Source organism: Bacillus sp. FSL K6-0994, from assembly GCF_038630815.1.
Classification (GTDB): Bacteria; Bacillota; Bacilli; order Bacillales; family Bacillaceae; genus Bacillus; species Bacillus safensis.
Genome location: NZ_CP152043.1, coordinates 1,413,494 through 1,426,543, shown reverse-complemented (window position 1 = coordinate 1,426,543; position 13,050 = coordinate 1,413,494). Strand labels below are relative to the sequence as shown.

Sequence of the window (13,050 nt, the reverse complement as noted above, 5' to 3'; positions counted from 1 at the left end):
AAAGAGCCGCTTATCCACTCAAAAATCGTAACGTGATCAGACGCCTTTTCTTACTGGTTTTTCAGAAAAGGAACTAAAGGGGTGATCTCATTGCAGCGTCTCGTAATGTCAGGCTTCCACCATCCCTGATTCGCTTTATTACGCATGTGACAGCTGCGAGTGTCCCTTTCAAACGTTTATCTCTTGTTAATTTATGATGGTATTATATGCAACATGAGCACGTCATGTCAAGATGATGCGCTTATTCTTTTTCGTCAAAGACAGCGTCTACTTCATATTCCAGTAAATGATCCCAATCGTCATTTTTCAGAAGATCAAGCTGCGCTTCGATGAGCATTTGGAAGCGAGTTCTAAAGACCTTCGACTGTTTCTTCAGCTCTTCGATTTCCATTGCAATCTTTCTTGATTTTGACAGCGCTTCGTTGATAATACGGTCTGCATTTTTCTCTGCTTCACGAATAATCAATTTTGCTTCTTTATCAGAATGACGCTTTACGTCTTCCGCTGCTTCCTGCGCCACAAGAATTGATTTGTTTAATGTCTCTTCAATTGTTGCAAAATGACCTAGTCTTTCGTCAAGCTCGTTTACTTTGTCTTCAAGCTCGTTCTTTTTACGAAGTACGATCTCGTAGTCTTTACGTACTTGGCTTAAAAACTCGTTTACTTCGTCTTCGTCATAGCCGCGAAAGCTTTTTGTGAACGTTTTATTATGAATATCATTAGGTGTTAATGGCAACCTCGCCACCTCCAGATTCAAGTTCGTTATGTCAGAAGCTCAAATGTTACTTTGAATTTATCTTTTTTGGTCTTCCCATCAATCGTTTTGAGGCTAAAGCGGCCAAATCCCCGAACAGAGAGCTGATCGCCTTCACCGATTGTAAAGGAAGGGTCCTCAGTGACTTTCCAATTGACTTTGACAAGCCCATTTTTAACTAAAAGCTGTGCTTTTTGCCGAGACTGACGGCTGACAGCAGCGCATACAGCATCCAGCCGAAGTGAAGAAATGGTATCTTCTTTGATATCAGTCTTCGTGATCACTGGCTTTATTTCTGCCTGCGTGATTTCCTCTAATGAAACGGCTGCTCTGCCGACATGTGTCAGCTGCGCCCGCACAAAATCGGCGACATCACTTGTACAAATAAATTGCACATCTTCCTCTGAAAATAATAGATCTCCGAATTTTTGACGCTTCAAGCCTGTCCCAATCAATGAGCCGAGAAGCTTCGGGTGTTCTAAGGAAATAAACTTTTTCGCATAGTTCACCTGAAAATATGACAGCTCAACATCTTGAATAGAAGGTTCTAAATAATCAGGATAAATGAGAGCTCTTTTGCGCTCCGCTCCCTCATACCCGCCAAAAAACATGATCCCAAGTTCTTCGCCATGCTGGATGACGGATTCAGTAATAAATTGCTCACGCGGATCAAGAAAATCTGTTAATTTCATTCGATATTGGTCGAGTGCGATTTTTTTCCAGCCTAACACTTGGTCAACAAATGGCTGTTCGTCTTTTCTAAAATGCTGATAGATATCGCTCATTTTGTTCCCCTCTTATGTAAAAGAGCCTGGCAGTGCCAAGCCCGGCAGCCTGTTTACATGAAGCGCACAATCATATTGTAAAGACCAGTTAGTCCATATGATGATGCAAAACGAATCACAAGCAATGCCACAATCGGCGAGATGTCAATCATGCCGATTGGCGGAATAATTTTACGAAATGGTTCTAAATACGGTTCGCAAATATTTGTCAGAAAACGGCCAAACACAGTTTCTCTTGCAGATGGCACCCATGACATAAAGATGTAAATAATAATCGCGAATGAGTAAATCGTTAATACCGTTCCTAAAATATTAAAAATGAAATTTAGAATCACTATGATTTACCACCTCTGAGGTTCTTCCTCTGTCAATAGCTCTGATATTGTGCCAGATACATCTACATTATCAGGTGTGCAGAGGAATATATTCGAGCCAATACGCTGGATGTCTCCACCGATTGCATAAACGGTTCCGCTTAAGAAGTCAATGATTCGCTTTGCTTGATCATGCTGAATGCGCTGCAAATTCACGACGACTGCACGTCTGTTTTTAATATGGTCTGCAATCTCCTGCGCTTCTGCATAAACACGCGGCTCACTTAACACCACTTTAGAGGATTTTTGCACGCTTTGCAAGCTGACAACATTTTGTTTTCCTGTCTGCGGACGATCTTGAAATGCTGCTTTGTCCTTCGTTCCTTTTTCTTCTTGAACGGGTTCTCTTTCTTCATCAATATATTCGTACTCATACTCTTCATCGTCGAGAGTGAAAAAGCTTTTAAACTTATTTTTTATGCTCATGTCACGCACCTCCTGTTTCATTTCCAACAAGTGAAGAGCCAATCCGAACGAATGTCGCACCTTCTTCAATTGCGATTTCAAAATCATTTGACATGCCCATCGATAAATGCTGACAAGGTGCATTTACTTGGTTAAGATGTTTTACTTCTTCTCGAAGGTTTTTTAATGTTTTAAAACAGTTTCGAATCACAGTGTGATCATCTGTAAATGGAGCCATCGTCATCAGTCCAGCAATTTCAATCTGTTTGAAATCAGCGAGCTGCTTCACAAACGGAATGACGTCTTCACTTTTCAAGCCGTGTTTTGACTCCTCAAGTGACGTGTTCACTTGTACAAAACAGCGAACTGTGTGATCCGCTCTTTTTTCAATTTCATTCGCAAGAGACATCCTGTCGAGCGAATGTAAGTAGTCAATTGTCTGAATGACAGATTTCACTTTACGTGTTTGTAAACTGCCGATGAAGTGCCAGCTAATGTTTTCATCGGTTATGGCCGCCTGCTTTTCAAGTAACCCTTGGTCACGATTTTCACCAAAATGCATAATTCCAGCTTCTTTGGCTTCTTGTGCTCGTTCAATTGAAACATACTTTGTCACAGCAACGACCGATACATCTGCTGGATGTCTACCGGCTCTTTTACATGCTTCGTTTATTTGTTCATTTATTTGTCTGAGATTCTCTCGTACATTCAATTGCACTTATGCCTCCTTAAACCCGACAAAAGACATCATACGTCCTGTTTTGCCTTGATCACGCCGGTGTGAGAAGAATAGCTGATCATTGCAGCTTGTGCACATCGAACTGACATGTATGTTTTCTTCTTTTATTCCTGCATGAAGCAATATGTTTTTGTTTAATGTTTTCAAATCAATTTTATATTGTCCTTGTGAAATCTCGGAATACACATCCTCTGTTGAAAAAGGAAGCTGTTTCACTTGATCCATGACTGCGTCATCGACTATGTAGCAGCAGCTGCCAATGGATGGTCCAATGACGACTTGAATATGATCGGCCTTGGCACCTTCTTGGCGGACCCATTCATCAACCATCTTTGCACCAATTTGCTTGACGGTTCCTTTCCAGCCGGCATGAGCCGTTCCAATTAATCCGTTTTGCGGAGCTAGAAAATAAAGCGGAACACAATCAGCGAAACAAAGAGCGAGCATCATGTTCGTCTCAGAGGTATATAAACCGTCTGTACCAGGCAGTGCCTCATGATAATGAAGACTTCCTCTTCCTCTTTGCTCCTTGGTGACTTTCAGGATGCGATCCTCGTGTGTTTGGTCTGCAAACACCCAATCAGAGAGCGGCACAGCAGCAGCATCTGCTATGACTTGACGATTCATTTGAACACTAGAAGCATCATCTCCTACATGGAGTCCAGTGTTCAATGATTGATATGGAGGTAGGCTGAAGCCGCCATTTTTTGTCGTAAATCCGGCCAATACCTCTTTTCCAGAACATGTCATGTTCGTCCAATCATGAATGGTCATTGCATATGGTGATTTCTGCTGAAAGGGGTCATATTTGTGTGTCAAAGCTGCCTCCCACCTTTCATTCATCTCTCTTTATATCGCTCCTATTTTACCACAAGACATGCATAGACAGTTAGTGGGATTCATTAAATATTACACTCAAATGTGCCCTTTCTGCAGGTTTTTTTTCAAATTGATATGAAAACGTAATCTTTTTACCCGAAAAAGACATTGTTTGCTGAGAATGGAGAGCTTGTTTTAAGGAAAAATTGAATGATTCATTGAGGAGTTAGACGAATTAAGAAGACAATCGGACAAGTATCACATCTTCGCCAATTTTTACTATATTTCGCCAAGGGACGATCATTTCCTCTTCTTTTCCGAAAAATCCCATCATTTTACCTGTGCCGCCAATAATAATCGCTTGTATTTTGCCGCTTGTCACATTAATATCAATGTCCCCAATGGTGCCTAGTTTTTTTCCGCTGGATACATCGACGACATCCTTGATTTGGAATTCAGAAATACTGATCATCTGTCCTTCCCCGCCTTTCGTTTTCTACTATAATATGTATGATGGAAAAGCAGGGACGCAGACCAATAGTTTCTTTTATCTACAATTTACTTAAATGCGGACGGCCATTTCTCCACATGACATCTACCGGACATTCAAAAAAAGAAGAAAGCAAGCCGCTTGTCATCATTTCTTTCGTTTCTCCTTGATCAAAAACAGATCCATCTTTTAATAATAAGGTGTGCTGAAAAACAGGCAGAATCTCCTCTGCATGATGGGTCGTATAGAGCAAAGTAGGCGCATCAGGCTTTGCTGCAATAAATGAGATGGTCTCCAGCACTTGCTCTCTTGCTAAAAAATCAAGACCCGTCACAGGTTCATCTAAAATCAAAAGCTGCGGATCATTCATTAAAGCCCTCGCAATCAAGACTTTTTGCTTCTCTCCCTGTGAGAGGGTTTCATATGTTCTGTTGGCATATTTGAATGAACCAAATGCTTTTAATAGATCAATGGCTTTCTCTCTCATTTCATCTGTCGGGGTTTCATAAAGCCCGATAGAAGCAAATGCGCCGCTAAGTACAATTTCAAAAGCATTGTCGTCTCTATGCAATTTCTTTTCAAGTCCCGCTGAGATGAGACCAATTTTCCTCCTGAGCTTTTCACCAAGAGCTTCCTTGCCAAAGACATGTCCCAGCACTGTCATCTCGCCTGACGTGGGGAAATAATAGGAGCAGAGCATATTTAATAAAGCGGTTTTTCCCGCACCATTTAAACCGTAAAGCACCCAGTGTTCCTGCTTGTTCACCTGCCAGTCAATAGACTGCAGCAGCCATTTCCCATTTCTTTTTAATGAAACATTCTTCAATTCAAGTGACACCATAACTTCCTCCTGATTAAAAATTCCGAATATACAAATAATGAATGTTTACAGCATATCGTAAATGCTCTTTCCGGTAAACCTCATATAAAAAAGCTGCTCCTTATTAGGAACAGCTTTTTTTACATGGTTACGAAATTTCAATTCGTACGCCTTCTTTTATATCAGGAAACGTGTGCGGGGATGCAAAAACAGCACCTGGTAATACATCATCAAACGGCTCTTGGAAGTAGATCGAAATATGGCCGAGCTCTTTAAAGTTGTCATTTGCTTTATTGCCGAGGGCTGTGATCGTGTACGTTTGATCGCCCACTTGAATGGTTCCGCCCAGCTTCAGCGGCTCTTCTTCTAGATGCTCGAACTCATGAATGACAGACATATCTCTTAATTCCTGCGGCGCTGCGGGTCCAAATAAAACAATCAGCTTATCTTCTTTAAATTGAGGGACTAAGATCCCAATTTCTTTTACGACAGATTGTGTTACCATGTATCTCGATTCCTCCTTTAATACTTAATACATACCGAAGCTGGCAACGTATGCGATCACAACAGATAGAACCCCTGTAATAAGACGGCTATACAAAACAGCTGGTACCCCATATTGTACCGTTTCCGGCTTCGCTTCACCAAGTGACAGCCCCACTGGAATAAAATCACACCCTACTTGGCCGTTGATGGCAAATAGTGCAGGAAGTGCAAATTGAGGCGGAATGTTTCCTAGTGCAATTTGACTACCAATCAGAACACCGATGACTTGGGCAATGACTGCTCCAGGTCCTAAGACAGGTGATAGGAACGGCAGTGTACAGACCACAACGAGCAGTAAGAGCCCCCAAAGAGATCCTGCCAAAGGTGATAGAAAATGGGCAATCAGGTCACCGATTTTTGTATAATTGATAATTCCAATTAACATACTGACAAATGCCATGAAAGGAATAATGTTTTTCAAAAGCATATCAACAGAATCACGGCCGGCCTGGTAGAACGTACCGGTGACTTTCCCGATTCCGCGTGAGAATCTCATCAGGAAATTGCCTTTTTCCTGCCGCTCAATATTCTCCTCTTTCAGCTTTGCATACGTTTCTTTGAAATTCTCTTTGTCAATCGACTCACTGTTTTCCTGACCTTCTGCTTTCGCCTCACCATCAGATGCTTCTGCATAGGAAATATCTTTTTCTGTTACGCCTGATACGAAGATATCTTCTGTAATATGTTTAGCAAGCGGCCCAGAAGGAGAGGATGCCAAAACGTCTACAGTAGGAATGCGTTTCATTGGATAAAGTCCGATTCGCGCTGTTCCACCGCAGTCAATGACAACACACATCATTTCATCTTCTGGTATAGAGTTTTTAAAGCCGTCACATGCTTCTGTCCCTGTCATTTCTGCAATTTTACGTGCAACCGGGTGAATGCCTCCCCCTGTAATGGAAACAACCTTTCTTCTTTTACCAGTTGGTTCAAGCTCTAAGCCTTCTCCCCATCCGCCAGCACCTTTTGCAACAAATACTTTGTGGTTTGTCATGTCTAACCCTCCCCTATTGTGAATTCGCTTTCATTTTTCCTGCTAAATATTTTGTAATCCATTCAGTAATGATTCCGCGTAGTAAAATGACGACGATCCCGACTAAGAAGTAACGAACAGCAAGCTCTGACATTGAATATCCAGCTTCTTTAATCCCGTTCGCAATTCCTAAGTAGACAAATAGTTCTCCTGCGTTGGCATACGGGAACAGTGATGTCACCGGATGAACAAATGAAACAGCTGAATCATAGAATGCTGGTTTTTGTTTTTCAGGTAAGAAGCGGCCAAACGTATAAGCCATTGGGTTTGTCAAAATAAGAACAGATAAGATCGGCATTAACGTGTAGCGCAAAATGGTATATTTCGCTGCAAACTGAATGGCTCTATTCACTCGCTCTTCTCCAATAAATTTCATGACAGCATAAGTGAAAGTAAGTAACACAACAAGCGTTGGAACGATACCTGTAATTAGACCCATGAACTGCTTTCCGCCGGCTTCAAACATTCCGATAAAGTGCTCTCCAAACCATTGAATCCATTCCATGTTTCATCTCCCCTTTCTTTAGTTCACATTTGTTATATTTTTTTTCGAAATCGAGACAAGTGCCTGCTCAGCCGCCATGGAAAGTGCTTGCATGACAGCTGGCGCTTTTTTGCGCTTTTTCAACGTCTTCTTCATCATATGGTGCTCGTCCAGCACAGCCCCTACATGCTTGCCTTCATATGCAGGGACTTCTTTAAATTTAGATAAGATCGACACGCCGCCAAGCACATGGCATTTTTGAATGATATATGATTCATCCACAATGATGAGCGCAATGGCTCCAGGGCCAACTTTGCGCCGTTCCATTCCTGAAAATAAGTGATATCCCTGTTTCCCTCTGTAGTCATCAATTAGTGAGTCCATGCTTTTGCGGTAATACTTGATTTGGATAAAAGATAACCCATATTGCACAATGAGAATGATACAAAGTACGATTGCTAATTTTTCCATAGCTTCACGTCCTTATGATTGAAATAAGTGATCTTGTAATGAACGCAGCTTCCAGACGGTTGTGTTTGAATCAAGCTCTACATCATCATGAGTAAGGAACTGTCCTAATTTGATGTCTTTTTTCGCTACAACTTTTCCGCTGATTAAGCCAATTGGAATGTGACCGTTCGTTTTCATGTCTTGATGTGTTTCAAGTACACCTCTTACGGAGTATCCGCCAATTCCGTCAAGTGATTCTCCTGCTTTAATATCTCTTTTCGCAACAGCGACTGTTTCTGACACTGGTACACCAATCGGGTGGATCGATGAATCATGCTGTAAGACCGCTTTTGCGATCGTAACAGGTGTTTCAAGGCTCGCTAAGTGGAAAGGACGGTAAAGCGTGTAGTGAGGACCTTTTCCAACTTTTAAGTAACGAAGCTCTTCATCTACTGGCTCTAGATCACTCTTGACGATAACGAATACGCCTGGAGCAAGTCCATTTACATATTCAACGACTCCGAAGTTATCGAGCACGCCGCCTTGTTGTTTTTGATTCAATTTATCTGCTACATTCTCTAAATTTGCTTCGACTCCGTGCATACCGACTTTATCTGGCAAAAGCCCTGTCGCGTTACTTAATAAGTTCATTTCTGCCATTGTTTTTGTTCCATCTTGGAAGGCAGCGAGCATATGTGCACTCATATGTTTACTATCTGCTTCGGCTTTACACGTATCTGGATTTGCTTCTGGGAAGAATGGGTTGTTCTTGCCTTTCCCAGCAACGAGCACCTCAAGTCCCATTGTTTTTGCAAATTCATATAATTCTAGTGTTGCTGCCGGTTCGTCTCCAGCTGATCCAGAATAAACAAGTCCTGCATTTGTGAATAATTTATGCATCGCCAAACCGATGGTAATATCAACTTCTACATTTAAAAGAACGAGATGTTTCTTTGAATTAAGCGCTTCCAAAGAAATGTTTGCTCCGACCTCTGGCACTCCTGTTGCATCTACGACAACTTCCACAAAATCTGATTGAATCACTTCTCTATAATCATTTGTGACGACCATTTGATGCGGCTTCGCATGCTGCTTGTAAAAATTCGCTGCCTTCTCTGCTGCACTAAGGTGAATATCACAAACACCTGCTACAATCATGCCTGGGATTTTTGAAATTTGTGAAATAAGTCCAAAGCCCATTTGACCTGCCCCAATAATTCCTACTTTGATTGGATCTCCACTGCGTTCTCGAGCTAACAACTGTTGATAGATTGACATCTAAATCATCCTTTCAGGTTTTCTTGCTTCTCGGGTAGATTGCTAGAAAAATAATCTGAAACTTTTAACAAATGTTATAAAAATTAACAAAAATCTGTTTCTTGTAACATTTGTTATTTTATTTATCATTTGTTATGAACTTAGTTTATATGATGTGTCAACTTTGTGTCAAGATAAAATCGATAAAATTTTCAATCTTTTTGAGTCTAAAGACTCAAAAAAACTACCTAATCATATTAGGTAGTTACTTTAATAAGGCATCTCCTGTTCGTTCATCCGTAATTAATACATGAATTAATCCACCTTCTAATGCTGCCCGGATCGCTTCAATTTTTTCTTCTCCTCCAGCAACACCAATGACAAGCGGGATTTCTTTCAGCTTTTGCGGGCTTATGCCCATTACCCGGTCGTTCCATGGGTGAGGATACACTTCCCCTTGGTGATCAATAAAGTTATAGCAAATGTCACCCGCTACATCCTTCGCTTGAAGAATATCCTCCTCTCCGCTTGTCATATAAGATTTCACCATCGTTGAATGCTGCGGAACCCCGCCAATCCCGACAACCGCAATATTTGATGATTCTCCTAGTTCAATCACTTTTTTGATTGACGGCTGCCGAATCAGTACATCCTTTGCTTCTTTCGTATCAAGCATGACAGGCACATGTAAAAACTCACATTTAGATTTGAGTGCCTCTGTGCATCTCGCAATAATATAATTGGCATGGATATCAACATCTTCGTTTCCCACACCCCCGACTAGCGGAACAAATGTCACGGATGGGTAGTGCTGAACTGACGTAAGCGCTTTCGCCATTTCATGCAAAGTGGTTCCTGAGGAAAAACCGATGACTTGTCCATCCTTCATGACTTTTAATAAAAAGCCTGCCGCCGCAGCGCCAATTCGGCTTTTTGTTGTTTCTTGACTGAGCGTTTCCACACAGACGACTTCTCGCAGCCCATATTTCCGCTCTATTTTTCTTTCTAACGATCCATATTGTTGATTCACTTCATCATGAATAATGATTTCCACGATTCCTGCTTCACGTGCTTTTGCCAAATATTTCGATATGAGCGAACGGCTAACCCCAACCGCTTCTGCTATTTTAGATTGAGTGGCGCCTTCTTCATAATACATATGCGCAACCTTAATGAGCAGCCTTCTTTCATCATGGAATGTCATAATAACCCTTCTTTCCGCTTAAGTGTTCCCTAACAAATGATATCTAAAATAACATTTGTTAAAAACAGATTAAATGAAAAAAATAACAGAGTCAATACTAGAGACGTGCTCTTTCCAAGAATGAAAAAAGCCGCACATGAAGCGGCGGCTTTAAAAGATGTTTTTATTCATTTGTTTAATGGCTGCTTTTTCAAGTCTTGAGACTTGTGCTTGAGAAATTCCGATCTCTTCAGCGACTTCCATTTGCGTTTTTCCTTGGAAGAAGCGTTTGCGCAGAATCATTTTTTCTCGATCATTCAATCGGCGCATTCCCTCTTTTAAGGCCAATTCCTCTACCCATTGTGTGTCTTTGTTCCGATCATCACTAATTTGATCCATCACATAAATCGGATCTCCTCCGTCATTATAGATCGGTTCAAACAAAGAAACAGGATCTTGAATCGCATCTAGGGCAAAGACAATTTCCTCATGAGGCACTTCCAGCACTTTGGCAATGTCTTCTGCCGTTGGCTCCTTGCTTGTCTCACTTATCAGCCTCTCACGAACCTGAAGCGCTTTGTAGGCAATATCTCTAAGTGAACGAGACACCCGAATTGGGTTGTTATCACGCAAGTATCGACGGATTTCTCCTATGATCATAGGGACCGCGTAAGTTGAAAATCTGACATTGTGGCTTAAATCAAAATTATCAATTGATTTCATTAATCCGATACAGCCTACTTGGAAGAGATCATCCACATACTCGCCTCTGTTGTTAAAACGCTGAATCACACTTAAAACCAACCGCAAATTGCCATTGACTAGCTTTTCTCTTGCTGTATCGTCACCCTCATCCTGCAGCTGTCTGAACAATTTTCTCATCTCTTCGTTTTTCAGAACAGGCAGTTTGGAGGTGTCGACTCCGCAGATTTCCACTTTATTTCTGGACACTTTTTTCCCTCCCTACAGGAGCTGTTGTACAAAGTTCAGTATCTCCTTGGGATGGAAAAATATGCACGAGTGATGATGAGAATCATGAGAAAAGAAGTTGATACCTTTGACAGCAAAGGGACAGAGCTTTCAAAAAAATTTTTTTAGACCATTTTGTTAAATTCTTTTTGTAATCGTTTAATAATTCTTTTTTCAAGTCTTGAAATATACGACTGGGAAATGCCTAACATATCAGCGACATCTTTTTGGGTTTTTTCTTCACCGCCAACTAAACCGAATCTGAGCTCCATAATCTGCTTTTCGCGGTCATTTAATTGCTCCAGCGCTTTTTTCAACAGTTTTTTATCTACATTTGCTTCAATATCCCGCGTGATAATATCATCATCTGTTCCAAGTACGTCTGATAAAAGCAATTCATTTCCGTCCCAATCAATGTTGAGCGGCTCATCAAACGACACTTCTGAACGAATTTTATTATTTCGGCGCAAATACATCAAAATCTCGTTTTCAATACATCTCGAAGCATATGTCGCAAGCTTGATCTTTTTTTCTGGGTTAAATGTATTGACTGCCTTAATCAGGCCAATGGTTCCAATACTAATTAAATCCTCAATATTAATCCCTGTGTTTTCAAATTTTCTTGCGATATAGACCACCAACCGCAAATTTCTTTCGATCAGGATGGCCCTTGCTGTTTGATCACCTTTTGGTAATTTGACAAGCAGTTCCTGCTCTTCATCCTTTGATAATGGCGGCGGCAGCGCCTCACTACCACCAATATAATAAATCTCATCACTCTTTAGACCTAGCTTCATGAGGAGTTTATACCAGTAGTAAGTGAGTTTAAATTTTAATTTTTTCATCTTCTTCTCCCTTCTAAATGTCAAGTTGACCTCGTAAGATAAAAGACATCACCAAAACTTAAGACACCCCTTGGATGATTTTTCCGTCTAACATATCTGGATGAATGATGGATTGAAATTCCTGATCTGCTGATAAACCGCTCAGACTCATGCCTACAAAACACTTGGCTGGCTGGATCATATGCGTCTTTGAATAAATGATGACCGTATCTGGTTTTAAGCATAGAAGAAACCCGTGATCATGACCGACCGCTCGATATGGAACAAGTCTTAAACGGTCAAGAAGCGGAAATTGATCATCGAGCTTTTGCATCACTTCAACAGGATGAGACTGCTTCATAAGCTCTATAAATGGCTCTCCGCAAATGGACATGAGATGATCTGCTTGAACGATCATCACAGGTGTTTTCGTCATAGGATCATACAGCTGATTACCGGAATCGACGAGTCCCTTTAAACGGATGATCTCCCCGTGAATGTGTATCTCCACAAGGACTTGTTCATCAAACTGTCTTTTTTTCGCACCGACCTCTCCTAATCTTTTCTTTGAAAACAGCCAAATCGCAGGAAAGCCGGTTAAAACGAAAAGCCAGCTAATGGGATCACCAAAGCCATCATTTTGTGAAATCAACAGCCCGTCTTGAATAACAGTATTGGTTTGTAAAAACGAATGAACCCCGATCATGCCTCCTCCCATCAAAAATGTGATAAAGTAAAAAGCAAACAGGTTTTGAAAAAAGGATCGAAATCTTTGAAATCCAAAAGTGGCAAGCACGATCAAGACAGAAAAAAGCAGTTTGCCCAAAGGGTGTGACACAAACATTGCAAATGGTGTAAAGAGCAAGAGAACAATGCTCGATCCAATCAGAGCTCCTAACATATATCGCCGTTTTTTTACTTGTCGTTTGAGAATAAATGCAGTGAGTAAGAGAAGCAATAGATCAAAACAAAAGTTTAACAGCCAAATCACATCTAAATAAATGACCACCTTCTGCTCCTTTCATCTGAAACAAAGAATCAAAAGCAGTACTTGCACTTGTTTGTACCAGTATAAAACAGCCAAGAGATGGAAGTCTGTCAATTCTTGTTGGGGATGA

17 protein-coding genes are annotated in these 13,050 nt (G+C 41.0%); all 17 read right to left on the bottom strand.

From position 1 onward, the window contains the following. Positions 1–241: 241 nt before the first annotated feature. The 17 genes from MHB69_RS07310 to spoIIGA all read right to left on the bottom strand — a co-directional run bounded on the left by MHB69_RS07310 (position 242) and on the right by spoIIGA (position 12,941). Entirely contained in the window at positions 242–736 is a 495-nt protein-coding gene (locus MHB69_RS07310; protein WP_008344947.1) for a DivIVA domain-containing protein, read from the bottom strand. A 26-nt stretch (positions 737–762) separates the two neighbouring features. After that, on the bottom strand, positions 763–1,539 hold the full coding sequence (locus tag MHB69_RS07305) for an RNA-binding protein (protein WP_024424239.1): 777 nt from the start codon (positions 1,537–1,539) through the stop codon (positions 763–765). A 53-nt stretch (positions 1,540–1,592) separates the two neighbouring features. Further along, positions 1,593–1,874, bottom strand: a complete 282-nt coding sequence (locus tag MHB69_RS07300; protein WP_024424240.1) for a YggT family protein — start codon at positions 1,872–1,874, stop codon at positions 1,593–1,595. 6 nt (positions 1,875–1,880) lie between these two features. Beyond that, positions 1,881–2,339 carry a cell division protein SepF gene (gene sepF / locus MHB69_RS07295; protein WP_024424241.1) on the bottom strand — a complete coding sequence of 153 codons (459 nt, stop codon included), beginning with the start codon at positions 2,337–2,339 and terminating at the stop codon, positions 1,881–1,883. Between the two features lies 1 nt (position 2,340). Beyond that, positions 2,341–3,030 (bottom strand): YggS family pyridoxal phosphate-dependent enzyme, encoded by a 690-nt coding sequence (locus MHB69_RS07290; protein WP_041118124.1) that lies wholly within the window; start codon positions 3,028–3,030, stop codon positions 2,341–2,343. Between the two features lie 6 nt (positions 3,031–3,036). Beyond that, positions 3,037–3,876: a peptidoglycan editing factor PgeF gene (gene pgeF, locus MHB69_RS07285; protein ID WP_342496117.1), complete on the bottom strand. Its 840-nt coding sequence runs from the start codon at positions 3,874–3,876 to the stop codon at positions 3,037–3,039. A gap of 235 nt (positions 3,877–4,111) precedes the next feature. Continuing rightward, positions 4,112–4,348, bottom strand: coding sequence for a YlmC/YmxH family sporulation protein (locus MHB69_RS07280; RefSeq protein WP_008344958.1), 237 nt, complete (start codon positions 4,346–4,348; stop codon positions 4,112–4,114). 79 nt (positions 4,349–4,427) lie between these two features. Beyond that, a complete protein-coding gene (locus tag MHB69_RS07275) occupies positions 4,428–5,204 on the bottom strand; it encodes an ABC transporter ATP-binding protein (protein WP_041118122.1) in 777 nt (258 codons plus the stop codon). A 130-nt stretch (positions 5,205–5,334) separates the two neighbouring features. Further along, on the bottom strand, positions 5,335–5,691 hold the full coding sequence (locus MHB69_RS07270) for a PTS glucitol/sorbitol transporter subunit IIA (protein WP_007499733.1): 357 nt from the start codon (positions 5,689–5,691) through the stop codon (positions 5,335–5,337). A gap of 24 nt (positions 5,692–5,715) precedes the next feature. Continuing rightward, on the bottom strand, positions 5,716–6,726 hold the full coding sequence (locus MHB69_RS07265; protein ID WP_024426936.1) for a PTS glucitol/sorbitol transporter subunit IIB: 1,011 nt from the start codon (positions 6,724–6,726) through the stop codon (positions 5,716–5,718). A gap of 13 nt (positions 6,727–6,739) precedes the next feature. Continuing rightward, complete coding sequence (locus tag MHB69_RS07260; protein WP_024424246.1) at positions 6,740–7,270, bottom strand: PTS glucitol/sorbitol transporter subunit IIC; 531 nt, start codon at positions 7,268–7,270, stop codon at positions 6,740–6,742. A gap of 18 nt (positions 7,271–7,288) precedes the next feature. Continuing rightward, positions 7,289–7,720 (bottom strand): transcriptional regulator GutM, encoded by a 432-nt coding sequence (locus MHB69_RS07255; RefSeq protein WP_024424247.1) that lies wholly within the window; start codon positions 7,718–7,720, stop codon positions 7,289–7,291. A gap of 12 nt (positions 7,721–7,732) precedes the next feature. Continuing rightward, positions 7,733–8,977, bottom strand: a complete 1,245-nt coding sequence (locus tag MHB69_RS07250; RefSeq protein ID WP_342496116.1) for an SAF domain-containing protein — start codon at positions 8,975–8,977, stop codon at positions 7,733–7,735. A 244-nt stretch (positions 8,978–9,221) separates the two neighbouring features. Further along, a complete protein-coding gene (locus MHB69_RS07245) occupies positions 9,222–10,160 on the bottom strand; it encodes a sugar-binding transcriptional regulator (protein WP_046310871.1) in 939 nt (312 codons plus the stop codon). Positions 10,161–10,310: 150 nt separating this feature from the next. Further along, on the bottom strand, positions 10,311–11,090 hold the full coding sequence (sigG, locus tag MHB69_RS07240) for an RNA polymerase sporulation sigma factor SigG (RefSeq protein ID WP_024424250.1): 780 nt from the start codon (positions 11,088–11,090) through the stop codon (positions 10,311–10,313). A gap of 143 nt (positions 11,091–11,233) precedes the next feature. Continuing rightward, the gene (gene sigE / locus MHB69_RS07235) at positions 11,234–11,953 is read right to left on the bottom strand and encodes an RNA polymerase sporulation sigma factor SigE (protein ID WP_007499746.1); all 720 of its coding nucleotides are present in this window, start codon (positions 11,951–11,953) and stop codon (positions 11,234–11,236) included. Between the two features lie 58 nt (positions 11,954–12,011). Next, the gene (spoIIGA, locus tag MHB69_RS07230; protein ID WP_342496115.1) at positions 12,012–12,941 is read right to left on the bottom strand and encodes a sigma-E processing peptidase SpoIIGA; all 930 of its coding nucleotides are present in this window, start codon (positions 12,939–12,941) and stop codon (positions 12,012–12,014) included. Positions 12,942–13,050 lie beyond the last annotated feature (109 nt).